General features: G+C 57.9%; 22 protein-coding genes, 1 tRNA gene and 1 pseudogene. 14 read left to right on the top strand and 10 right to left on the bottom strand.

The window, feature by feature from the left end; translation table 11 throughout:
- Positions 1-3 precede the first annotated feature (3 nt).
- Together AAFM46_RS15540 and AAFM46_RS15535 are read right to left on the bottom strand one after the other, a co-directional pair.
- A complete protein-coding gene (locus AAFM46_RS15540; RefSeq protein ID WP_343318714.1) occupies positions 4-621 on the bottom strand; it encodes a nuclease PIN in 618 nt (205 codons plus the stop codon).
- A gap of 202 nt (positions 622-823) precedes the next feature.
- A complete protein-coding gene (locus tag AAFM46_RS15535; protein ID WP_283529048.1) occupies positions 824-1471 on the bottom strand; it encodes a hypothetical protein in 648 nt (215 codons plus the stop codon).
- Between the two features lie 223 nt (positions 1472-1694).
- On the opposite strand from AAFM46_RS15535, the gene AAFM46_RS15530 reads away from it, so the two are divergent.
- The 4 genes from AAFM46_RS15530 to AAFM46_RS15515 all read left to right on the top strand — a co-directional run bounded on the left by AAFM46_RS15530 (position 1695) and on the right by AAFM46_RS15515 (position 3908).
- A tRNA-Lys gene (locus tag AAFM46_RS15530) sits at positions 1695-1767 on the top strand.
- A 155-nt stretch (positions 1768-1922) separates the two neighbouring features.
- The gene (locus tag AAFM46_RS15525; protein ID WP_343318713.1) at positions 1923-2756 is read left to right on the top strand and encodes a hydroxymethylpyrimidine/phosphomethylpyrimidine kinase; all 834 of its coding nucleotides are present in this window, start codon (positions 1923-1925) and stop codon (positions 2754-2756) included.
- A 54-nt stretch (positions 2757-2810) separates the two neighbouring features.
- Positions 2811-3146, top strand: coding sequence for a GNAT family N-acetyltransferase (locus tag AAFM46_RS15520; RefSeq protein WP_283529052.1), 336 nt, complete (start codon positions 2811-2813; stop codon positions 3144-3146).
- Positions 3147-3908, top strand: a complete 762-nt coding sequence (locus AAFM46_RS15515; RefSeq protein ID WP_343318712.1) for an SDR family NAD(P)-dependent oxidoreductase — start codon at positions 3147-3149, stop codon at positions 3906-3908.
- A gap of 32 nt (positions 3909-3940) precedes the next feature.
- Here the strand turns inward: AAFM46_RS15515 and AAFM46_RS15510 are convergent, their stop codons facing one another.
- Positions 3941-5461, bottom strand: coding sequence for an MFS transporter (locus AAFM46_RS15510; RefSeq protein ID WP_283529056.1), 1521 nt, complete (start codon positions 5459-5461; stop codon positions 3941-3943).
- Positions 5462-5735: 274 nt separating this feature from the next.
- The gene (locus AAFM46_RS15505; RefSeq protein ID WP_343318711.1) at positions 5736-7454 is read right to left on the bottom strand and encodes a putative PEP-binding protein; all 1719 of its coding nucleotides are present in this window, start codon (positions 7452-7454) and stop codon (positions 5736-5738) included.
- Positions 7455-7582: 128 nt separating this feature from the next.
- Between AAFM46_RS15505 and AAFM46_RS15500 the strand changes: the two genes are divergently transcribed.
- Both AAFM46_RS15500 and AAFM46_RS15495 read left to right on the top strand, forming a co-directional pair.
- Positions 7583-8224, top strand: coding sequence for a phospholipase (locus AAFM46_RS15500; RefSeq protein ID WP_283529060.1), 642 nt, complete (start codon positions 7583-7585; stop codon positions 8222-8224).
- A 117-nt stretch (positions 8225-8341) separates the two neighbouring features.
- The gene (locus AAFM46_RS15495; RefSeq protein ID WP_343318710.1) at positions 8342-9271 is read left to right on the top strand and encodes a hypothetical protein; all 930 of its coding nucleotides are present in this window, start codon (positions 8342-8344) and stop codon (positions 9269-9271) included.
- Between the two features lie 43 nt (positions 9272-9314).
- On the opposite strand, the gene AAFM46_RS15490 is transcribed toward AAFM46_RS15495, so the two are convergent.
- Together AAFM46_RS15490 and AAFM46_RS15485 are read right to left on the bottom strand one after the other, a co-directional pair.
- Entirely contained in the window at positions 9315-10466 is a 1152-nt protein-coding gene (locus AAFM46_RS15490; protein ID WP_343318709.1) for a hypothetical protein, read from the bottom strand.
- Between the two features lie 153 nt (positions 10467-10619).
- A complete protein-coding gene (locus AAFM46_RS15485; RefSeq protein WP_283529066.1) occupies positions 10620-11909 on the bottom strand; it encodes a DUF445 domain-containing protein in 1290 nt (429 codons plus the stop codon).
- 22 nt (positions 11910-11931) lie between these two features.
- Here AAFM46_RS15485 and AAFM46_RS15480 point away from each other — a divergent pair, with 22 nt between their 5' ends.
- Genes AAFM46_RS15480 through AAFM46_RS15465 form a run of 4 tightly spaced genes read left to right on the top strand, consistent with a single transcriptional unit; the run spans position 11932 to position 15827 of the window.
- A complete protein-coding gene (locus AAFM46_RS15480) occupies positions 11932-12777 on the top strand; it encodes a glycerophosphodiester phosphodiesterase family protein (protein ID WP_343318708.1) in 846 nt (281 codons plus the stop codon).
- A 14-nt stretch (positions 12778-12791) separates the two neighbouring features.
- Positions 12792-14663, top strand: coding sequence for a glycoside hydrolase family 15 protein (locus tag AAFM46_RS15475; protein WP_343318706.1), 1872 nt, complete (start codon positions 12792-12794; stop codon positions 14661-14663).
- 31 nt (positions 14664-14694) lie between these two features.
- Positions 14695-15519, top strand: a complete 825-nt coding sequence (locus AAFM46_RS15470; RefSeq protein ID WP_343318705.1) for an AzlC family ABC transporter permease — start codon at positions 14695-14697, stop codon at positions 15517-15519.
- Positions 15516-15827 carry an AzlD domain-containing protein gene (locus AAFM46_RS15465; protein WP_343318704.1) on the top strand — a complete coding sequence of 104 codons (312 nt, stop codon included), beginning with the start codon at positions 15516-15518 and terminating at the stop codon, positions 15825-15827. Before AAFM46_RS15470 ends, AAFM46_RS15465 begins: the two co-directional genes overlap by 4 nt.
- Here AAFM46_RS15465 and AAFM46_RS15460 read toward each other — a convergent pair.
- A complete protein-coding gene (locus tag AAFM46_RS15460; protein ID WP_343318703.1) occupies positions 15804-16460 on the bottom strand; it encodes a DUF5684 domain-containing protein in 657 nt (218 codons plus the stop codon). The genes AAFM46_RS15465 and AAFM46_RS15460 overlap by 24 nt on opposite strands.
- Before the next feature lie 132 nt (positions 16461-16592).
- Here AAFM46_RS15460 and AAFM46_RS15455 point away from each other — a divergent pair, with 132 nt between their 5' ends.
- Entirely contained in the window at positions 16593-16925 is a 333-nt protein-coding gene (locus AAFM46_RS15455; protein WP_343318701.1) for a thiamine-binding protein, read from the top strand.
- A 95-nt stretch (positions 16926-17020) separates the two neighbouring features.
- Positions 17021-17881: a fused MFS/spermidine synthase gene (locus AAFM46_RS15450; RefSeq protein WP_343318700.1), complete on the top strand. Its 861-nt coding sequence runs from the start codon at positions 17021-17023 to the stop codon at positions 17879-17881.
- A gap of 38 nt (positions 17882-17919) precedes the next feature.
- Here AAFM46_RS15450 and AAFM46_RS15445 read toward each other — a convergent pair.
- Positions 17920-19004: pseudogene (locus tag AAFM46_RS15445) on the bottom strand (amino acid permease); the annotation flags it as partial.
- Between the two features lie 106 nt (positions 19005-19110).
- On the opposite strand from AAFM46_RS15445, the gene AAFM46_RS15440 reads away from it, so the two are divergent.
- On the top strand, positions 19111-19920 hold the full coding sequence (locus AAFM46_RS15440) for an IclR family transcriptional regulator (protein WP_283530113.1): 810 nt from the start codon (positions 19111-19113) through the stop codon (positions 19918-19920).
- A 63-nt stretch (positions 19921-19983) separates the two neighbouring features.
- Here AAFM46_RS15440 and AAFM46_RS15435 read toward each other — a convergent pair whose 3' ends face one another.
- On the bottom strand, positions 19984-20796 hold the full coding sequence (locus AAFM46_RS15435; protein ID WP_343318698.1) for a hypothetical protein: 813 nt from the start codon (positions 20794-20796) through the stop codon (positions 19984-19986).
- A gap of 499 nt (positions 20797-21295) precedes the next feature.
- On the opposite strand from AAFM46_RS15435, the gene hutH reads away from it, so the two are divergent.
- Entirely contained in the window at positions 21296-22867 is a 1572-nt protein-coding gene (hutH, locus tag AAFM46_RS15430; RefSeq protein ID WP_343318697.1) for a histidine ammonia-lyase, read from the top strand.
- A 40-nt stretch (positions 22868-22907) separates the two neighbouring features.
- Here hutH and AAFM46_RS15425 read toward each other — a convergent pair whose 3' ends face one another.
- Positions 22908-23225, bottom strand: coding sequence for an ArsR family transcriptional regulator (locus tag AAFM46_RS15425; RefSeq protein ID WP_283529087.1), 318 nt, complete (start codon positions 23223-23225; stop codon positions 22908-22910).
- Positions 23226-23269 lie beyond the last annotated feature (44 nt).

Below are 23269 nucleotides of genomic sequence, written 5' to 3'. Positions count from 1 at the left end.
CGCTTAGGATTCCTTGACGATGATGCTACCGACCTGTGTGGCCACTGCACGAATTCGGTGGCTGGCTGCTGCGAACTGGTCTGTCAGCATCCTGTACTTGGTAAAAGTTGTGGGACTGTGAGCGGCAAGCAATTCAGAAACAACGGCGCGGTGAGTGTGGTCAGCCCGCTTGGATAGCCGCAAGACCTCCAGCCAATAGTCCTCCAGGCTGTCCAAGTCGTTAAGGGACTTCATGGCAGTCAAGGTCAGTTCGCACTGCCGCGCTAAGATCTCAAGCTGGTCGCTGACTCGGGACGGAACACGGTCCAGGGTGTACAGCTCCACGATTTCTCCAGCACCTGTGAGGACTTCGGTGGTTTCGTTCAGCAGCCGTCCCAGTGCGTAGAGGTCCTCACGCGGCAGTGGGTTGATGAAACTTGTGCGCATGGTGGTCAGCAGGGTGGCGAAATTGGCTGAGGAGGCGGCCTCGTGCTGGCGCAAGGATTCCGTGAGGGAGGAAAAATTGGACCTCCCGGCCCCAAGGAGTTCGGCCAACGTGTGAGTTCCGGCGAGGACGTGCTCGGCCATGCTTACCAGAGCCTGAAGGCCGGCAGTCTCCTGAGGGAAAAGTCGAAACTTCACGATGAGGCCTTTTTGTTAGCGGATCGAACGGAGTGCCCGGTTAGATTCACGGCATAAAAGTGGTGCCGAACCGGGAGCGCCTCTCGGCACTGGGCCGCTCGTAGCGGCTATAAAATGGAGCCCGGGGGTTCCACGGTTCGACACCGCTTTCAGTCTTCTACGTCCTGCCCCGACTGTCAACTGGGGTCTGTGGATCAGTGGATTAGTCCAGTTCGCCTTTACGCCAGGATCTGGCGGCGCCCTCCAAGTCTTCAGCTGTCCGAACCAGCTGGTGAGCCTTTTTCGTCAGTGTGGCCGAGTGCTCCGGGTGAGCCACTTCACGCTCGCCGGCCATGGTGGCCTGACCTAGCGCGATGACGCGGCAAAATGCGGCTGAACGTTCCAAGGCAACATCGAAATCGCCGTCAAAGGCGCCAGATAAGATCGCATCAGCCATGACGGTGATCTCTTCAGCACCCGGCGGCTCGGCCACACCGGCGACTGCGTTGGAGACCTGCGCGGTGTGCTGCCCTGCTCGGAAGAATACGCTGATGCCTTCTGGATCCTGCAGTGTTGCTGCTCGCAGTGCGTAGAGCCGCCACAGGGCGCCGGGGAGGGAACGGGCAGGGCTGGCCGCCCACATCTCCGCGATGGCTTCCAGTCCTTGCTTATCTGCAAGCTTCACTAGCCGTTTGGTGACCGCGGGGTCATTGCTTGCACGGCCGCTATGGACAAGGGCACGGGCGGCAAGGTGAGCCGCTTCTGAAACGCGTGCCGGGTCGGTGCCGCCTGCATACTGCTCAAAGTCAATAGGAGCAAATGGGACAGGCTTATGCGGTCGGGGGGTGTTGCTGGCTGGTCGATCATTCATGACACGACACTACCCCTGCTGTCCGGTGTGGTCGAGAGAGACAAAGCGAGCGCACTCAAATCGTTCGATTTCATCGGTGCAGACACATGCGGCTGGGGTTCTGTGAGTAAAACGGTGGGTAGGATCCGTGGCGAAATTGCATTCTGGTGGCGGTGGTGCGGTAGTCTAATATGCGTCAACTTTTGCAGAGATGAATTCATCGCTGCGCGGTTGTCATTAGGTCGGGCCTTTAGCTCAGTTGGTAGAGCATCGGACTTTTAATCCGTGGGTCGCGGGTTCGAGCCCCGCAGGGCCCACCGACAATGCCGCAGTTCAAAACCATATTTTATGGTTTTGAACTGCGGCTCTTTTTTAAGTTCTTTTGAGGAGCCCTGGCAGGCCACGGGACGGCAGGCCACGGGACGGCAGGGGAAGGCACTGCTGGGCGCTGATGAGGTGGCAAGATAGTTCTATGACCAAACATGCCCCCGCACTTGCCCTGACCATCGCCGGCTCCGAAGCAACCGGCGGTGCCGGAGCCCAGGCCGATCTTAAAACGTTCCAAGAACTGGGTGTATTCGGCATTGTTAATCTCACCTGCATTGTTTCCTTTGACCCTAAGGACAATTGGAACCACCGCTTTGTGCCGGTTGACCAGCAGGTTATTGCCGACCAGTTAGAGGCAACGCTGGCGGCCTATGGTGCCGGCTCCGGGGCGCCTGCACTGCTTCAGACGGTGAAGATAGGTATGTTGGGCAGCCCCGCCACTATCAGCACGGTTGAAACTGCGCTTAAAGCTGCGTCTTTCAAGAATGTTGTCCTTGACCCGGTTCTGATTTGCAAGGGCCAGGAGCCCGGGCATGCCCTTGACACCGATCAGGCCCTGAAAAATCAGATCCTGCCGCTGGCAACCTTCGTCACACCTAACCATTTTGAGGCGGAATCGCTGTCCGGTCTGAAGATTAACAACGTTCAGGATCTAAAAGATGCGGCCCGGAAGATCCATGAGATCAGTGGAGCAGCGGTGCTCGCCAAGGGTGGGGTGCGGCTGGAAGGTGCTGACGCCGTCGACGTCTTCTTTGATGGTGAAACTCTGGAAGTCCTCTCTGCCCCGAAGGTTGGCAACGTAGCCGTATCCGGTGCCGGTTGCTCACTGGCCGCCGCTGTGAGTGCTGAATTGGCCAGGGGTGCTACACCTTTGGAGGCTGCGCGCACGGCCAAGGCGTTTGTTACAGAAGGTATCAAGAACCGGGTTGTATCCGGCGCTCCGTTCACTGCTTTGTGGCAGGGTGGCGCCGGAGCGTAGGGACATCAGCAAAGGGTTGTTGCCAGTACCTGCTCAGTGTGCCAAGCTCACTTTATGAGTGTGAATGCAGCCCCAGATTCTGACCCCTTTGATGCAACGGTGCGGATGACCCGCAATGATTCTTTGCACCAGTATGAACTTTTTGCGGCCAACGATTTAGCCGTGGTCATCACCTTCGAGGATTTACCAGGGCACGTAGATCTCACCCATACGGTGGCCCAAACGGGCTTCGAAGGCCGGGGTCTGGCCAAAGTGCTGGTCCGGTACGCGCTCGATGACGTAGTGGCTTCGGGGAAGAGAATCATTGTGCACTGCTCGTATGTGGCTCACTTCATCCAAAAGCATCCCGATCTCTACACGCAGTACACCGACCTTCCCCAGGAGGCATAAGTGAACCGGCCAACCGCGCTCATTACAGGTGCCACCTCGGGCTTGGGTGCCGAGTTTGCCCAACAGCTTGGCCGTGCCCAGCACGATTTAGTGCTGGTTGCCAGGGATGTGCCGCGCCTTGAAGCGAAGGCTGTACGGCTGCGAAATGACTTTGGCGTTCACGTGGAGGTTTTGCCAGCGGATTTAGTGACGGACGACGGCGTTGCCTCCGTTAGAGCCCGGCTGGCGGACCCTGCCCGGCCCGTCTCGGTGCTCGTGAACAATGCAGGCTTCAGTTTACTTAAACCATTTGAAGTCAACAGCATCCAGGATGAGATCGCGCACCTACGCATTCTGGCCCAAACTCCCATGGAGCTGATGCATGCTGTGCTCCCCGGGATGTTGGAACGCGGCAACGGGAGAATTATCAATGTTTCCAGCATTGCGGGGTTCATCCCCAGAGGCAGCTACGGTGCAGCGAAAGCTTGGGTAATCAACTTTAACCGCTTCGCGAACCTGAGATACGGTGCCCAGGGCGTAAAAGTGAGCGCCGTGTGCCCCGGATTTGTGCACACCGAATTCCACCAACGCATGGGTGCCAACATGGGCGGGGTTCGTTCCTGGATGTGGCTCAACGCGGATCAAGTGGTGCGTGAAGGGCTCATTGACAATGCAGCCGGCAAAGCAGTGTCAATCCCGTCAAGGCGTTATGCAACGCTGATGGGCTTGGCCAAACTGCTTCCTGACAAAGCTCTAGCGGCCGCGGGAAACCGCGGCCGCTAGTGCCAGGCTCAGCCGGCGTTGTTGGCTTTTGTTCAGTTCTCGGAGTTCTCCGGGCGGCCCACGGTGATCGGGATGCCTGTGCCAGGAGTTGGCGGCTCGTAGGTTTCATCGAAAGGCAAGTAGTCCATATCCAACAATGGATTTTCATCCTGCGTCTCAACCAGCTCACGTGCTTCTGCTTCCGAAGCCACGCTGGGCATGGAGCCAGGTAGCGGCTTTTGTGAGGATTCACGCAGGAAGTAAATGCCGATGGCACCAACTGTTGATGTCAACATCAAATAGTAGGCAGGCATCATGTCGTTGCCGGTAAGTGTGATCAGACCCTTCATGACGAAGGGTGCTGTGCCACCGAAAATTGCAACGGCAAAGTTGTATGAGATGCCCATGCCACCGTAGCGGCTTGAGGTCGGAAACAGTGCCGGCAGCGAGGACGCCAGGTTGGAGACGTAGAACGTTACAGGGAAGGCGATGAGCGCCAAACCGAGCAAAGTGGACCAGATATGCCCCAGGCTGATGAACATGAAGGCTGGGGTTGCCAGCACCACTGTGCTCAGCGCACCAATCCACAGCACGGGACGGCGTCCGATTCTATCGGAGAGACGTCCGGCCAGGGGTATGCACAGAGCCATCGCCACCAAGATGGGGATGGTGAGTATGGTTCCGTGGACGGGGTCGTAGCCCTTTGATTCGGTCAGGTAGGTCGGCATGTAGGACGTGAGAGCGTAACCCGCTGTGTTGGCTGCGGCCACCAGGATCATCGCCAGCAGGACCTGGCGCCAATACACCTTGACCAGTTGGACGGGGCCGTTTGAGGTGTTCTCGTCGCCAGCGGCGGCAGACTTTGACTTCTCCTCGTTGGCGTCAAGAGTTGCCTGGAACTGGGGGGATTCCTCGATTTTGAGGCGGAAGTAGATGGCAATCAGGCCCAACGGACCGGCGATCAAGAATGGGACGCGCCAGCCCCACGCCTCCATGGCTTCCTGGCCAAGAGTTAGCTGCATCACCGAGACCAGCGAGGCGCCAATTGCAAAGCCCATGTAGCTGCCGAGGTCCAAGATGCTGGCAAAGTAGCCGCGGCGCTTATCTGGGGCGTATTCGCTGACGAACGTTGTAGCGCCTGCGTACTCGCCACCTGTTGAAAAGCCTTGGACGAGCTTAACCACGACCAGAAGCACTGCAGCCCAGATTCCGATCTGTGCATAGCCTGGCAGAAGACCAACGGCGAATGTGGAGGCAGCCATGACTATCAGCGTCAGGGCCAGTACCTTTTGGCGCCCAACTTTGTCACCGAGCCAACCAAAGACCACGCCACCCAGAGGGCGCGCTATGAACGTGGCAGCAAAGGTACCAAGTAAGAAGAGCGTCTGAACGTCCGGGTCTGCATCTGGGAGGAAGACTGGACCCATGGTGGCGATCAAGTAGCCGAACACACCGACGTCGTACCATTCCATGGTGTTTCCAACAACGGTGCCACCCAGTGCCTTTTTGAGCATGGGGCCATCAACAATATTTACATCGTCAACACCGAGTCTGCGCTTTTTAAGTTTAGGCATCCGGGGTTTCTTACCCCGGGGCTGCGCTCGGGTCGGGGTGTCTTTTGTACCCGTTTCCGGTTGAGCCAAGCTTGGATCTTTGGGCATTTGTTCATTCCCTTAAGGAGGTCATTTGCTTGCGACTTACTACAACATCGCTACGGGCAGACCACAAATTCTAGCAGATGGGACATTGCGGACCTTTAGATCAGACAATGTCAACCGTGAAAATACCGGTGGAGAATACCTCTGACAGCCCTCTCCACCGGTATTTTTCAACGTCCGGGCGTTTACCTCAGAGGCCTAGTTCTTTTAGGGCAGGAAGTGCATCGCGGACGAGGTCGCGAGCCTCGGTTGCCGATGACGCAGCAACCGCCTTATGGGCGAGTTGGCGGGCCTGTGCCAACGTGACTGTGCGCAGAACTGCGGCGACGGCCGGAAGCGCTCGCGCAGTCATCGACAGTGAAGAAACACCCAGGCCCGCAAGGACCACGGCGAGGACAGGGTCAGCTGCCGACTCACCGCACACGCCCACCGGCTTAGGTAGTGAGTCTTCAACCGCCAGGGAAGCTGAATGTTTCGCCTGGGAAATGGCGCCTTCTACAGTTGCTTGGATCAAAGCTAGGACGGCAGGCTGCCAGGGATCGTTCAACGCGGCTAGTGGGCCAAGCTGCCTGTCGGCTGCCATGGTGTACTGCGTGAGATCGTTGGTGCCCAAGCTGGCAAATTCCACTCGGTCAAGAATATGCCGTGAGGTCAGTGCCGCGGAGGGAACCTCAACCATGACCCCTGGAATTTGCAGCCCGGCCTCCGCGCATTGGGCAGCAAAATCTGCGGCCTCGGCCGGTGTTGAAATCATGGGAGCCATGACCCAGACCACGGCTTCACTCTGAGCTGCCGCGTCTGCAATGGCGCCAAGCTGCCGGAGGAGAACCCCGGGGGTGGTGGTCTCAGTACGGTACCCGCGAACACCCAGTGCGGGGTTTGGCTCTGTGGAATCAGTCAGGAACGGTAGCGGTTTATCCGCGCCCGCATCCAAAGTCCGTATAACAACTTTTTGTCCGGGGAACGCGTCAAAAACTCCCTTATAGGCGGCCACTTGATCGTCATGGCTGGGCTCGGTGCTATTGCCAAGAAAACAGAATTCCGTGCGCAGCAGACCAACACCTTGGGCCTTAGCTTCTGCTGCTTCCTGTGCATCCTTAGCGCCACCAACATTTGCAAGAAGAGGCAGCAATGTGCCACAGCCAAGCTGTCCGTTCCCGTCGAAGACGCTGAGCAGGGCGGCTTTCTCCTGCCAGAGAGCCACGGCTGACCGTTCATTTTCGCCAGGCTCGGTGCTCACCACTCCGGTTGAACCGTCAACGAATATTAGCGAATCCTCAACGAGTTCATAGGCACCTGCGGCAGCAACAACGGCCGGCAGGCCCAGCGCGCGGGCAATGATGGCTGTGTGTGACTGCGGACCACCGCCGGCGGTAACCAAGGCGATGACCTTTTCCGGGTCAAGTGTTGCTGTGTCTGCCGGGGCCAGATCTTCTGCCACCAAAATGAACGGTTCAGGGAAGTCTGGAATCTCCGGCACGTGAACCCCGCGCAATACGGCAATAATGCGCAACTTTACGTCGTGGACGTCGTGTGAACGTTCAGCCATCATGCCGCCAAGGTCATGCAGCAATTGTGCCACCGACTCGCCAGCTTCCCAAATGGCCCTTTCGGCAGAACTTCCGGCGTTGATGAGCTTGATAGCTGCTTTGATCAACATAGGATCGGTGGCCATGAGCGCGGTGGCTTCGAGCACGTCCTTGCCAGCACCGGTTGCACGGCTGGCGCGGTCCTGGAGCTGAGCTTTCACTGCTGCCCCAGCGTCCTTGAGGTTTGCCGCAGCAGCCTCGGGCGTCGTCGAACTTTCCAACTGTTCACCTGCGGGCGGCTCTGCCAGGGCCGGTGGCATGTGCCGGACGGGGCCAATGACGCGGCCGCGGAAGACGCCAACTCCAACAAAATTTTGCATAGGTGCTCCTTCGAACTCAATTTCAGGACCTGGCTGGTCTCGCTTGCAAGCTGCGCTGATGCAAGCGTATCAACGCATTTCTTATGGTCTCCCCGGCAAGGAGACGTGTCTGCTCTAGGCTTGGCCGTATGGATACCGTTTTATTCTCGCGGACGGAAGACGCACGTGAGGGCACACCGCTTTTATTGTTGCTGCACGGGTATGGCTCGGATGAAAATCGAATGGCGGCGCTCTTTAATTGCATGCCAAAAGGGTTCACGTGCGCGGCCCCGCGGGCACCGAGGGAGATCGCAGGCGATCGCGGCTGGTTCCTGCTGGATTATTTTCTGACAAACGACTTTGCCGAGGTGGTTGGTGCCGCATCGAGCGTTCTTGGCTGGTTAGACACCCTCATGAAAAAATATAAGTTCAGTTCTGTCTCGGTTCTTGGTTTCTCACAGGGTATGGCCATGGCCACCACTTTGATGCGGCTGCGCCCGGAGATGTTCACTGCCGGCGTTGGGCTCTCAGGCTTTGTACTGGAGAATGAACTGCTCGCTGCCATGGAACCATTGGCGGTAAAGATACCCTTTTTCTGGGCCCGGGATCCAGAGGATCTTGTGATTAACCCGGATGCCACGGAATTCAGCGCTCAATGGCTTGCCGCTAACACTGAGCTGACGAAGGCTCGCTACGCAGGCATTGGCCACGGTATGGGCGCCGAGGAGCTAAGTGATGTTTCCGCTTTTCTCACTGGCCACGTGTCTGGTTCTTTTGTGCCAGGTGTCTAGGGGCACAATTCAGCCCGAACCGCTGGGTCCACTGAAGCCGCTTAGTTCTCCTACAGTGAACTCCAGGTTTCTGGCACAGTTGCCGGTTACCCTATTAAACACAGAAGGGGAGGGGAAATGATGGCACGCAAAGATCTCAACCACGTAGGCATTCCGTCCGGTCCGGGATTCGCAAAATCTGCAGGCAAGCCCAACCCGGCCGTGAAAATGGTGGCCGGGGCAGCTTTTGACGAGCAGGGCGCTCCCGCCCCAGCCGTACACGGCATGCTGCTGCGAGCAGTTGAAGTTCAGCGCCCGTTGGTGCTGGCTAATTTGCGGAGGTTGCGCAAGCGGCACCCGAACGCCACAGCGTTTGAGCTAAGCCAGCGTCTAGAGCGGGATTTTCTCAACGGCGTTGGTACGGGAGGTGCTGCCATTGGGGCCACAGCCATTATTCCGGGCGTTGGAACCATCGCTGCCCTGTCCATCTCTGCCGCAGCAACAGTTGTGTTCTTGGAAGCCACCGCGCTTTACGCGCAATCTATCGCCGAACTCCACGGCGTCAGATTGGCGAATCCGGAAAGTGCCCAGCTCACTGTCATGGCCGTCATTTTAGGTGATGAGGGGCAAGCCATGTTGGCTGGCCTGACGGGACATGCGCTGGGGTCAGGCAAAACGCCCATGCAGGCCTGGGGGAAAACTGTCAGCAAAAGTATTCCACTGACAACTGTCCGCAGCCTTCTTGCACCCATGCGGAAAAAATTCCTCAAGAAATTCGCGCTCAAGGGAAGCGCCTCCGTTGTGGGACGGGCATTGCCGTTTGGTATCGGCGCAGCCGTTGGCGGGGTGGGCAACTACATGATGGGGAAAGCTGTCATTGCCTCGGCCAACCGTGCTTTTGGACCGGCTCCGCTGGAAATCCCGCATGAACTACTGGCCGAACTGAATGCCACGGCCAAGGCACCTAAAGCCGCCAAGGCCCCTAAAGTCCCGAAGGCGCTCAAAGCCGCCAAGGCCCCTAGAGTGCCGAAAATGCCTAAGGGACCCAAACCGCCGAAGGTACGTTAAATCTTTCCAGTTCCCTGAACCGTTAGAGCTCTTCGACCAATGGTTAATACCTTAGGATCGCGGCAACCTCGCTGTTGGGCGCAACAGTTTGGGAAGTCGCAAAGATCAGTCCGTTCGTGTGTAGCGTCGCCACTGCCGCCGCATCAACAAGCTCGCAATCGGCGAATCTTTCATCAGCACCGAGCTCCACAACCGGGGCGTCTTCATCCGTGGCTCTTTCCCAACACCAAGGATCGGCTTTAACGAAGAGAGTTTCTACCCGGCCCGCTGTAGCCGCCTCGAGGATCGTGCGCAGATCGCCGGAAACACGTCCAGTTCCGTTAAGTTCCTGGAATCGCCCGATCACCCGGGCACGCTCTGCGCGTAGCCGGCTCTCGATTAGCGGCCACGCCATCTTGTGCAGCTCATCCTTGGAGAGCTGATCGGGGTTGTGCTCGATCGCCTCATCAATGACGTTTGAGTACGTGTTGACCTCTCGATAGGCGGTAACGAGGTGTTCCAAGCCCACAAGCACCATTGGAATTGTTTGACCGGCCAGAATGTCCTTCAAGCCCGTGGACACACTGCGAAGGAACTGCTGGACCTCAATGTCCTTCACATGCCGATCTCCTGCGCCGTGTCCGTAGAATACGGCAGAGCTTCCGCGACCGGCCGAGGCGGCAGGCCTAGCCATAGTGTCTGATCGGGGGTCTCTGGGGATGCTGGCATCCTTCGAACTGGTGGGGACATCCGTGAGCTGTAGATCTTCCACGGTGTTGCGGCTTCCTTCCATCAATCGGATTTCGCGCTGGCTCAGGGCTAAAACGAGGAACGCTCCGTCACCGGAGAGGAGTCGCAACATTGGGCCAAGGACTGCTTTGTCACCAACTGTCGCCAGGGTGGGCATGGGCGCTGCTACCCGGAAGGTGCGCTGGCGATCCTTGCTCAAAAACATGGCCAGACCATCACTCATGTACTGCCACTCCATGGCGTCATCACGCAGCTGATGTGCCGGAGCAAGCAGATCATCGATCTCTGCCTGCTTCATCCGTTTTCCGAGGGACGCTTCGACTCCCGCCACAAGATTTTTAAATCGCAGCCGGTCCGCATCCACACCCCGGCCAAACCTGTGTGTGGGCATGAATAGAGAGATGTTTAGGCCCCCTTGTCCCGGTTCCGCCAGTGCTGCGATATCGGCGCTTGTCAACAGATCCACGAGTCCTCCTGCGTTCGAGTTGGCTTACACCCTTACCATACCTTGGACCGTTCTCAGACCAGCTTCTTGGTTGCGGGCGCACTTCGGTGGATGGTGGGCTGTGGCAGGCGTGGCCAAATCCGTGCGTGCTCTTTCCAAATCCGTGCGCGCTCTTTAACCGAACACCAGCGTTGCAACTGTGAAGATGGCCAGCCCAGCCAGTGAACCAACCACTGTGCCGTTAATGCGGATGAACTGCAGATCCTTGCCCACTTGCAGTTCAATCTTCTGGCTTGTCTCCTCAGCATCCCAACGCTCAACCGTATCTGTGATCAGTGAGGTGATCTCGTGCTTGTAGGTTCCCACAAGGTAGGCCGCAGCATCTGAAATCCACTTGTTGACCTTGGCCGACAGTTCAATGTCCTGGACAAGCCGGGTGCCGAAGTCCCGGACGGCTGCCGTGAATTTTATCCGCAGCTCTGAGTTGGGGTCTTCAACGGCTTCTGTGAGAGCTGACTTGATTGTTTCCCAGGTACGCCCTGCCAGTTCGCGAACTTCCGGATCCCCCAGCACCTGGGCCTTGATGGACTCAGCCTTGGCGATCATGGCGGGGTCATGCTGCAGCTCTTGAGCCAGTTCCTTCAAATAGCTATCCAGTTGTTGGCGAACCTGGTGGTCTGGGTCTTCCTGAACTGCGCGGGCAAACTTGTAGATCTCGTTGTAAATCTTGTCTCCCACCAGTCCGTCAACAAATTGTGGGACCCAACCGGGGGAGCGGTCTGAGACAAGACCACTAATGGTTGTGTGGTTTGCCCGGATCCACGTTGCGGAGCGGTCAATCAACAAATCCACAAGTGAATGGTGGTGGCCTTCGGCAAATATCCGCTCAGCCAGTTTCCCGATGGGTGGTCCCCACGGCGGTTCGAGCAAGTGCTTGCGCACCATGGACTCAATGATGTCCTGGACGTCTTCATCTTTAAGCACCGCAATAGCACCGCGCAACGCAGCCGCGCCCTCCGTGGCAACACGTTCGGCGCTCGCAGGCTTTGTCAGCCAGGTGCCGACTTTCTGCGCAATTTCGATCGTTGCCAGTTTCTGGGCAACAACAGTTTCCGAGAGGAAGTTGGTTTCCACAAACTCCGCCAAGGATGCGCCAATCTCATCCTTGCGGTTGGGAATAATGGCAGTGTGTGGGATTTTGATTCCCATGGGGTGCTTAAACAATGCTGTGACGGCAAACCAGTCGGCAAGCGCGCCCACCATGCCACCCTCTGCGGCTGCCCGGACGTATACAAGCCACGGGTAGTGGTGTTGCAGTGCAAAGGCAAAGCAGAAAACAACAGCCATGAACAGCAGTAGCCCCAGGGCAATGTTCTTCATGCGTCGCAAGGCCGCAGCTTTTTGAATGTCAGGATGCGGTACCGGTGAGGTGCCAACCGGGCCAAGTTGTTCTGTCTGCGCCATGAAGTAAGCGTAACGTGATGCCATGACAGTTCAGATCTACGCCCACCGTGGGGCGAGCGAGATGTATGCCGAACACACCCGGGCAGCCTATCTTCAGGCTCTTGCCGAGGGCGCAGACGGGGTTGAATGCGATCTTCACCTCACGGCTGATGGCGAACTTGTTCTGATTCATGACGACGAGGTGAGCCGGACCTCCAACGGCTCCGGTGCGGTAGCGGCATTGACGCTTGCCGAGCTGCGTGGATTGGATTTCAGCTCGTGGCATGGGGCGTCCATTCCGCCCAGCTACGGGACTACGAGCACACAATTGTTAACGCTTCCTGAGCTGCTAAAGATACTTGGCGGGGCGGGCAGGACTATCGGCTTAGCCATTGAATTCAAGTACGGGGCCGTGTTCGATCCCGTGCTCATTGAGGCCACTTTCAAAACGCTGCGTCGCCACGGTTGGTCCCCCGAGAACTCCACCGCCGGCAATGTGATGATTTCATTTATGAGTTTTCACCCTGCAGCGGTGAAGTATTTGGCCGTGCATGTGCCAGCAAAACACTTATGCCAGCTGTTGGAACTGATTGATGGCCAGGACGCCTACGCCAACCAGGAGTTGGTCTCCCTCATGCGAGCTGCCATGGCTGAAGGGGAACAATTATTGGACGACGGCGTTGCGCACCTGGCCGGGCCCGGCGTCGAGTACCTGCGCACTTTCCCGGAAAAAGCAGCACGGTGGCTTGCCAGTGGCAGAACCTTCCGAGTGTGGACTATTGACACGGCAGATGACGTGCAGTTGTGCCTGAGCGCAGGGGTGAGAGAACTAACAACCAACAAGCCACGAGAGATTCGCTCACGGCTGGCCGCAGAGCGGCGTATTTAGCAGCTATTGGTGCCATGTGGAACCATAGAACCATGGCATCAAGAATTGAAGACTATGCACTGCTTTCCGACCTGCACACGGGAGCCCTGGTGGGCCGTGACGGAAGCATTGACTGGCTGTGCTTTCCCCGCTTTGATTCGCCTGCGGTGTTCACCGCCCTATTGGGCAACTCCGACAACGGACGGTGGCTCATAGCGCCAACCCATGCGGATGCGAAGGTAGCGCATCGGTCCTATCGTGGCAGAACTTTTGTGCTGGAGAGCGAATGGCAAACACCAGAGGGCACGGCACGCATTACCGACTACATGCCCGTGGGAGACCGCCGAGCTTCCATTGTGCGCCGGATCGAAGGTTTAAGCGGCAACGTTGAGTTTGGTCAGACGATCACCATGCGCCCTGGCTATGGCAAAGTCTTGCCCTGGGTGCGACGCGTTGATGACGGCAATGATACGGAAGCCATCGTTGCAGTTGCCGGACCAGACGCCCTGGTTCTTCGCGGCGATGAGCTGCCTCACGCCGTCGACCGTGAACACGCAGGAAAGTTCACCGTGGCCGCCGGGGCCAGAGTGGAACAGGAATTGATGTGGTACCCCTCCCACCGCCCGGTCCCCACCGCCATTGACACCGATCTGGCGCTGGAACAAACCTGTGCGTACTGGGAGGACTGGGCGGCCCGTTATAACAAGGACGGGAAATATGCCAGCATTGTGGAGCGTTCGCTGTTGGTCCTGCGTGCGCTGACGCATGAAGACACTGGTGGCATCGTGGCAGCGCCAACCACTTCGCTACCGGAGGATTTTGGTGGGGCACGGAACTGGGACTACAGATTCTGCTGGTTGCGGGACGCTGCGCTGACGCTTGAAGCCATGCTCACGCACGGCTACGCGGACGAGGCTCTGAAATGGCGTGACTGGTTGTTGCGGGCTGTTGCAGGAGACCCCGAAGACTTGCAGATCATGTATGGACTGGCAGGGGAACGGGACCTTTCTGAGGGCGAGCTTTCGCATTTGTCCGGCTACGAGGGTGCCCTGCCGGTCCGGATCGGCAATGGGGCAGTGGGACAGTACCAAGCCGATGTGGTTGGCGAAGTCATGGTGGCTCTTGAAAAACTGCGCCTAGCCGGTGGACACGAGGACCATTTCTCGTGGCCGCTGCAACAAGCAATGCTTGGCTTCATTGAAAAGAATTTGCAAGCAAAGGACCACGGCATCTGGGAAATGCGCGGGGACCTGCTGTACTTCACGCACTCGCGGGTCATGATGTGGGCGGCCTTTGACTGTGGAGTCCGAGCTGTTCGCAATCATGGTTTGGAAGGAAGGGTGGAGCTCTGGGAGAGCATTAGGGAACAGCTCCACGCTGAAATCATGGAGCACGGGTTCAATAAGGAACTCAACACGTTCACTCAAACTTATGGCGGAAAAGTTACCGACGCATCGTTGCTTGTTATTCCTCAGGTCGGGTTTGTTCACTACAACTCACCCGAGATGCGCGGTACCGTCACTGCTTTGGAAAACGAGCTTGTGGATAAGCACGGCCTGATTCTGCGCTATGAGACATCTGCGGGTCTGGACGGACTGGCGCCGGGGGAACACCCCTTCCTTGCCTGTTCTTTCTGGCTGGTGGAACAATATGCGCACACGGGACGGCGGGATGAGGCCGTAGCGTTGATGGACACTTTGGTGGGATTGGCCAATGAGGTGGGCCTGCTCAGCGAGGAATATGACATGGACCAGGGCAGAATGGCCGGGAACTTTCCGCAAGCCTTCTCGCACCTGGCCTTGGTCCGGGCAGCAGATGCGCTGCACGGTACCGAGAATCTGTGCTTGTCCAGCGATCCGAACAGCACAGTGGCCGAAACTGAGCCCGCAGACATTCTTCAGACGTGAGGACATCCCTGCAGCCTGAAAATCTATGGAGATGAAACTTAGAGATTCACCGGCCGCCAAAATCGGGGTCTCGATTGCCGTAGCCACCGGGCTGTACGGGGTATCTTTTGGTGCGCTTTCAGTAGCCTCCGGTCTGAGCTTTTGGCAGACAATGGTGCTGAGTTTGTTGCTCTTTAGCGGGGGTTCACAGTTTGCGTTCATTGGTGTGGTGGCTGCCGGTGGTACTGGCGTAGCCGCAATGAGCGCTTCGGCACTATTGGGTATCCGCAATGGTGTTTACGGGATGCAGCTGAACGCTCTGTTGGGTCCCAAAGGATGGCTCCGTCTGGCTGCCGCCCACATCACCATCGACGAATCAACTGCAACAGCTACCGGACAAACGGATCCCGACGAACAAAAACGCGGATTCTGGGTGGCAGGGCTAGGAATTTTCCTTTTGTGGAACCTCATGACTGCTGTGGGTGCCGTCATCGGTGACGCCTTGGGAGACCCCAAACAGTGGGGACTGGACGGGGCCGCAGTGGCGGCATTCCTAGGCTTGTTGTGGCCGCGAATCAGGGCATTCCAACCGGCTGCGATCGCTGTGGTCTGCGCCGTTGTAACACTGCTGGCCGTGCCGCTTGTGCCCCCGGGCGTGCCCATTTTGGTGGCTGCCCTGGTAGCTGGACTGATTGGCTGGTTCAGAAGCGGGAACTCACCTGCTCATGCACTAGGTCACGTCCAGGACGGCTTGGAACCCGATATTGATCCATACCAAAACCACCCCGGCACCCGCGATCCCATAGGCACCAGTCAGAGCGCTAACGACGGCACTACTGGCACTGTCGATGACAGCGCACAGGGGAGCAGGGCATGAACATGTGGGTTTGGCTACTGGTGGCGGCCGCAGTTTCCTATGCCACCAAATTGCTGGGCTACCTTGTGCCAGCGAAAGTACTGGCCAACCCGCGAATGTCCCGCGTGGCAGGAACCCTAACAATAGGGCTTCTGGCTTCGCTCACCGTTGTTAATGCGGCAGCAAGCGGTACAAGTGTGGTGCTGGATGCTCGAGTCGGCGCCCTGGCAGGGGCGGCAATCGCCCTCTGGCTCAAGGCGCCGTTTCTCCTAGTGGTGCTGGCAGGTGCGGGCGCCGCCGCCGGGTTAAGGCTGCTGGGTTGGCCCTGAGCCGTACGGGTTCTGGTTGGGATCCTGCTGGCCGTACTGAGGCTGAGAGTGTTGTTGCTGTTGCTGTTGCTGTTGCTGTTGCTGTTGTTGGCCATATTGCTGCTGCGCGGAGGGCTGTCCATACTGTTGGCCGTACTGTTGCTGGGCGTACTGTTGCTGTCCGTACTGTTGCTGGGCGTACAACTTTTGATCGGCGCTCATGTAGGACGGGCCGCGGTACTGGGCATCCCCGTAAGAGAGGATCGCAGCAAAAATAAGCGGGAGCAAAACCAGGCCAACGGTGAATCCGGTGTCTTTGCCGAACGACTTGGACATGTCATTCATGATCACAATCACCATGTAAATGTTGAAGTACGGAATAAACAGGAACCAGAAGTGTGACTCGGGACGGCCCGTCATTTTCACCATGATCCACGAGCTATAAAAAGGTACGAAGGCTTTCCATTTCGCGTAGCCTGCCTTCTCGAATGCGCCTGCCCAGGCGAGGCCTGAAAGGGCAAAGGCCACCAAGAAAATCAGCAGGTAGAGGCCGAGCGTCATAGCGATGATTGCCAGGACGGCACCCGGCTCCATGGTGCTGTCGCTGTAATAAGGGTCGTCGTAGCCGTCAAGGGCAAGAAAGGAAGCAAGCATGGTGCAACGTTATATGCACCAGTGGGTAGATCCCAATGGGGTGAACTGCCCATAATGGAAGAAGTAGCAGAAATAATACCAAAATAGGCAATATCTATAGCCGTCAATATTTATATCCAACGGGAGATACTCATGATCGTGGCATTTTCAGTGGCTCCCAGTGGGACACCCGGTGATGTGGCCGCCGGGACAGGCGAGGACGCCTCAGTGCACACCGCTGTTGCGGCAGCAGTAAAAGTGGTCCGCGAGTCGGGGCTGCCAAACAATACAAGTTCCATGTTCACCGAAATTGAGGGTGAATGGGATGAGGTTATGGACGTAGTTAAACGCGCAACAGAAGCAGTTGGACGCTACGGCTCCCGCGTTTCCCTGGTCTTAAAGGCAGATATCCGCCCCGGCCATACCGGTGAACTTACTGGCAAAGTTTCTAGGCTGGAACACGCCCTCGAGAAGCTCGGTCAGTGAGAGCGCCGTACAGCAGCTACCGCAGCTCTGGACTACGCTGACAGGGTGATTATTCGCCTCCATGATGTCCGCGTCCCGCCCCTTGAGGGTTTCTAATGGGACGCAAACGCGTGCCGAAAAATGTGGTTGCACAGCTGGGTGCAACCACTACCGGGCCCGTGGCAGGCACATTCCAAACTGACACCGGCCTGGCCGAGCTGATTCCCGACGGTGACAACCCCCATGGTTGGCTGCTCATGCTCAATGGGGTGCAAAGCTCGCACGTGGATCTGGTTGACCCGCTCCGCCTTGAGTTTGAATATATGCGCTGGATCATGGCACTTGTGCAGGACAGGTGGACGGGGGCGGAAAAGCTGCGCACGCTGAGCCTGGGCGGAGCGGCCTGTGCAATGCCCCGTTATTTGGTTGCCGCGTACCCGAGTTCCCGGAACGTTGTGGTGGAGATAGATGGCAAATTGGCCAGTTACGTGCGGGATTGGTTTGACCTGCCGCGGGCGCCGCTGCTGAAGATTCGGGTGGGGGAGGCCCGTGAGGTCACAGAATCGCTCACCGAGGGAAGCCGGGATTTAATCATTCGCGACGTTTTTGCCGGCGCCCAAACCCCACACGCGCTAACAACGGCAGAGTTCACAGCATCCGCCCACAAAGTTCTTATTCCCGGTGGGATATATATGGTTAATTGTGGTGACTCTCGTGCCCTCACTAATGCCCGGAGTGAGGCTGCCACGATTGCCGCAGTGTTTAAGTACACAGCTATCGTTGCTGACCCGCCCATGCTCAAGGGCCGACGCTCAGGTAACGTCATCATCGCCGGAAGTGACCTGCCTTTGGGGGACGGTGCAGGGCTACCCAGAGCATTACTTGGCGGCGCCATGCCGGCGCACATCTGGAACGATGCTCAAGTGCGCCAGTTTGCTCGTGCTTCCGCGGTCCTTACCGATGCCGCCGGGTCATGAATCGTTTGCCCATAAACTAGCGCAAGGCTAGCCAAGCGTCAGGGGCGGGTGTCCGTCGTCGTACTTGGTGAAAGGCGCCCGCGCTTGCTCACGCGGACGCTGGATTCATCCACGAGAACAGCACGTTCCCGACCCTCGCCGCGCACCCATATTTTGTACGCGATGGTTAGCAGCACTAGCCAGACACCTCCCACATACAGGGCCACCCGTGTATCGGAGAACAAGCCCAACAAAACGATCACGCCAAGCATGAATGCCCCGTTCAGTATCGATGCCGGGGGCCAAAAAGGGGTTGGAAAATTCGATGGGGCAAGGCGCTTACGGCTGACTTCACGCTTCATAGCCACATGGGAGGCCAAAATCATCAGCCAGACTCAAACAGTGGCAAACGTGGCGATCGAGGCGATGAGTAGGAACATCTCGTGAGGGATGGCGGCGTTGAGAACCACGCCGGCAAGCAACACCCCCGTCATGAGCACAACTCTCATCCACGGAACCCCTGAACGCGAAATTCTGCCAAATACGCTGCGGGCGCGACCCTGCTCGGGGAGCCCGAGGAGGACGCGGCCGGCACCAAAGGTATCGCTATTGACAGCGGAAAGAGCGGCGGTGATCACCACCGCGTTGAGGATATGTGCGGCAAGGGGATGCCCAACGAATCAAAGATCTGTACAAAGGGGCTGGTTTCGCCGATGATTTCATTCCACGGGACCAAGCTCATAAGTATGCCGATTGTCAGCACGTAAAAAAGCAGGATGCGAACCGGAACGGTGTTGATGGCAGAAGGGATCGACCGGCCAGGATTTTCTGCCTCACCGGCGCTGACACCGATGGTCTCGATGCCACCAAAAGCAAACATGACCGCAGCAAATGAGGCCAGTAAGCCCACCCCTTCGTTGGGCACGAAGCCGCCGTAATCCACCAAGTTTCCCAATCCCGGGGTGGCTGAACCAGTGTCCAGATGGAAGCCCAGGACAATGATGGCAAGGCCGCCTGCGATCATGGCCATGATGGCTGCGACCTTGATAAGGGAGAACCAAAACTCCAGCTCACCAAAAACTCTCACGCTGAGCAGGTTGATGGCAGCCAAGAAGAAGATGATGGCGAGGACCCAGAGGAATCTGGGATTTCAGACTGCAATATTCTATAGTGTTGGTGCTGTGATCGCGATTCCGGAACCATCCCAAGGCACCACGACAAGTCCTCCCCGGACATTCGAAGGGGACCATCTGGCACGGTCCGCGCCAGCGACCTCGGCCAAGACGCCTTCCAAGGTTCCTGCAGCAGAAAATACGCTGCGAATCTTGAAGTTGTTGTCCTCCAAGCGTGGACCGCTGGCGGCGTCGACCATAGCCAGCACATTGAAACTTCCGCGTTCAAGCGTCTATCACCTCCTAAATGTTATGGAGCAAAGTGGCTTTGTCATGCACTTGCATGAAGAGCAGCGCTATGGACTGGGCGTAGCCGCTTTTGAGCTCAGCAGCGCGTATTCGCGGCAGGAACCCTTGTCTCGGCTTGGCCGGCCCCTGCTGGTGGCGCTGGTGGATAAGATTGGTGAAAGTGCCCATCTTGCCGTGCTACATGGGCGCGATGTGGTCTATATTGCAGAGGAACGAGCAAAGAACCGGCCATCTCTTGTGACAGATGTTGGGGTCCGCTTGCCCAGTCACCTCACAGCTAGCGGTCGGGCCATCCTTGCGGCGCTGCCAAAGTCCCAGGTCAGGGTGCTCTACCCGAATGTTGCGGCGTTCAGTTCATTGACCGATGTTCCAGAGCCCATCAGTAAATATTCCACCCTCTCCGCCCACCTCGATCAGGTGCGGATCCGGGGCTACTCCACTGAGCACGGTGAAGTTAGCGATGGTTTTGGTTCCGTTGCGGCCGTGGTGACCGATCACCTCGGTTGGCCGGTTGCCGCGGTGGCCGTCACATTTTTAGAAGAAAAGGTGCCCGTTGAGAAGTGGCCTGCCCTGGCTGAGAGGGCAAAGAAGGTTGCTGCTGAGCTCTCAATCCGCATTTACGGGCGCCGCGAGGAGTAAGCCTGGTGCTCGGGGGTAGCTAATACTTTGTGCAGTACGTCTGCCACGGGCGAAAAGTACTAGCTACCCCCTAGCCCCTGTCGTTGCCCGGATTGTTGAGGGCAACCCGGCCTCGGAGAGGAGCTGAGCCAGCCTCCGTGGATCTTTGAGGTCACGCCAAACCCACCGAACCACGTTGTAGCCTTTGGCGCGCAGGCGGTTCTCACGGTTCTTTTCAGTAACAACCACTTCAGATGGCGTCCTGCCTCGGAGGAATCGTTGATCTGAGTACTTTTCGTAGCCATCGAATTCACCTATCAACCTATATTCTTCCCAATGGAAATCTGTTCTTCCGATGAGTCCTTCTCGATCTGTAAAGAGACTCTGCAGGACTGGGAGTGGGAAACCATACTCGATCATGAAGGCCCGGCTGACAGATTCGCCAGGCGACTCGGAGTGTGGGTTTGCCACCTCCAATACCCGCAGAACTCGGCGACGTTGGACGCCGTAGAGCAGCGGGGCCAGGCTGTCCTGAACGCTGGTTTCGGAAAAGGTCAGCTGGGTGTTGATGGGGGAGCCCGGCAGGATCTTTCGTTGCAGGAGGTAGTCCATGGCTGGAAGCGATTCACTCAGTGGTAAACGCACGGCCAAATCACGCACTGTTTGCGGCGGTGGCGTTACCAGCAGACCGAACATCTCCCACGGTGGAGGATCGCCGGCAACGGCACTGATCCGGTGAACTCCGTAGTTACTCTGCCCACCATTGTTATTGGGGGAGATCACCGTTTGGACTTCTTGGGGAATGCGTACCAGTGGAAGACCCATAATCTGGGCGGCAGACTCTCTGGCAAAAACCGGCGGATACTGAGCCAATTCATGGACGGCTTGAATTTTCATGCGGTATTTTTCCCAAGGTCTTAATGACTCCCACACCTCCGTGGGGAGATAGCACCCGCGCCGTACGCGGATCAAGGAGCCTTTCTTAGCTTGCTGAGCAAGACGCCTGGTGGAATATTCGTCGGTGTATTTACTTGAGGCAGTAATAAACGGGGGCAGTAGAAAGTTCGTCATGTCTCAAGAATGGGAGGCGCCTGGCCGGCGGAACATGGAGACCCACACGAATGTGGAAAACCTTGCCCGCTGTCCGGAGTGTGGAGGAGTGATTCCACAGAGCCGCCTTGGTGCTCGGGGGTAGCTAATACTCTGTGCAGTACGTCTGCCACGTGCGAAAAGTATTAGCTACCCCCGAGTGTTCAAAAGGGCACCGGTTGTGACAAAACCTACGCCAAGTTGCCATGTCTGGCATCCCGGACAGCCTGCGCGTCAACGGGCAGATTTCGCGGCAGTTAAGCGCCATAGTTGAAGGCAAGAGCACTGCAACATAAAGGATTCCGCAATGAGCGCCGCCGTACAGTCCCCAGAAGTCACACTCTCATCCACGGGCGTCACCCCCGAAGATGTCATCGCTGTTGCCCGCCACGGCGCACAGGTGGTGATCAGTGCGGAGGCGCTGGCTGGCGTGGAACGCGTTCGGGCGCACATTGAAAAACTGGCACACTCCGAGACACCTGCTTATGGTATCTCCACCGGTTTCGGTGCCTTGGCCAACCGGCATATCCCGACGGACATGCGAACGCAGTTACAAAAATCGCTCATCCGGTCCCACTCAGCGGGCATGGGCCCTGCCGTGGAGCGTGAGGTGGTGCGCGCCTTGATGTTCCTGCGGGCCAAGACCCTGGCCAGTGGCCGCACAGGGGTCCGCCCCGTTGTGGTCCAAACGATGGTGGATGTACTCAACGCCGGAATTACCCCTGTGGTCCGCGAATTTGGCTCATTGGGCTGTTCCGGCGACCTTGCACCGCTCTCACACTGCGCCTTGGTGCTTATGGGTGAAGGTGAGGCGGCCGGCCCCGACGGCGAGATCCGCCCCGTCCCCGAACTGCTCGCCGAAGCCGGTATCACGCCGATCGAACTGGCCGAGAAGGAGGGCTTAGCGCTTGTCAACGGCACCGACGGCATGCTTGGGATGCTCCTGATGGCCATCGCCGATCTAAAAATGCTGCTGACGACGGCGGATATCACGGCCGCGCTCAGTGTGGAGGGTCTGCTCGGTACCGACCAGGTGTTTGTGCCCGAACTGCACATGGAACTGCGCCCGCACCCCGGCCAGGCCGCTAGCGCCGAAAATATGCTGGCCGTACTGGCGAATTCACCCATCGTGGCCTCGCACCGTGTAGGGGACTCCCGCGTGCAGGACGCCTATTCATTGCGCTGCGCCCCGCAGGTGGCCGGGGCCGCCCGCGACACAGTGGATCACGCACTCATGGTTGCCACGCGCGAGCTTGCCGCCACCATCGATAACCCCGTGGTGCTTCCCGACGGCCGCGTGTCCTCCAACGGCAACTTCCATGGCGCTCCGGTGGCGTATGTGTTGGATTTTTTGGCGATTGTCTGCGCTGATGTGGCCTCCATCGCCGAACGCCGTACCGACCGCATGTTGGATCCGGCTCGCTCACACGGCTTGCCCGCGTTCCTTGCCGGTGACCCCGGAGTTGATTCAGGATTGATGATCGCCCAGTACACGCAGGCAGGTCTGGTCTCCGATTCCAAGCGTCTGGCCGTGCCCGCATCCGTGGACTCCATCCCGAGCTCGGCCATGCAGGAAGACCACGTATCCATGGGCTGGCATGCCGCTCGCAAGTTGCGTAGTTCCGTGGAAAACCTCCGCCGGGTGCTCGCCATCGAGCTGGTCACAGCCACGCGCGCCATTGACATGCGCACTTCCATGTCCGACGGCGAATTGCTCCCCGGCCCAGCTGGCGCGGCAGTGCTTGAGGTGCTTCGTGCAACGGTTCAGGGCCCTGGTAGTGACCGCTTCTTATCCCCGGAACTTGAGGAAGCGGACCGCTTGGTGGGTTCCGGGGCCATCCGGGCTGCCGCAGAGAAAGCCACTGGGCCGCTGAACTAAAGCGGGAAAGGCTGATAGGTGGAGTGAGGCTGGCGTCAGCTTAATCTGCCGCTGCCCCGAGGACGGCATCCAGTAAGCCAGGGAATCGTAGGTTCAGATCTGCTGTGCGCAGGTTGTTTAGAATTGATGTGCCGCGGTAGTGCTGGGAGATGACGCCGGCCTCACGCAGTACCCGAAAGTGGTGTGTGGTGGTTGATTTACTCACAGGCAGCGCGAAAGCAATGCATCGCTGGTCCTCGTGACCACAGGACAACTGCGCCACGATGGTGCGGCGGATGGGGTCGGCCAGGGCGGATAGGACTAAGTCCAGACTCATTTCTTCGGCGGTGGGGTGCTCAAGGTTCCGTGGGGACACCATTGATTGCTGCTCTCTTTCCTCCGGCTTGCTTGTACGAGTTTCAT

This window comes from Arthrobacter sp. TMP15 (assembly GCF_039529835.1).
GTDB lineage: Bacteria > Actinomycetota > Actinomycetes > Actinomycetales > Micrococcaceae > Specibacter.
Note: the sequence above shows the minus strand (reverse complement) of the source record. Positions and strands in the feature narration are given on the sequence as shown.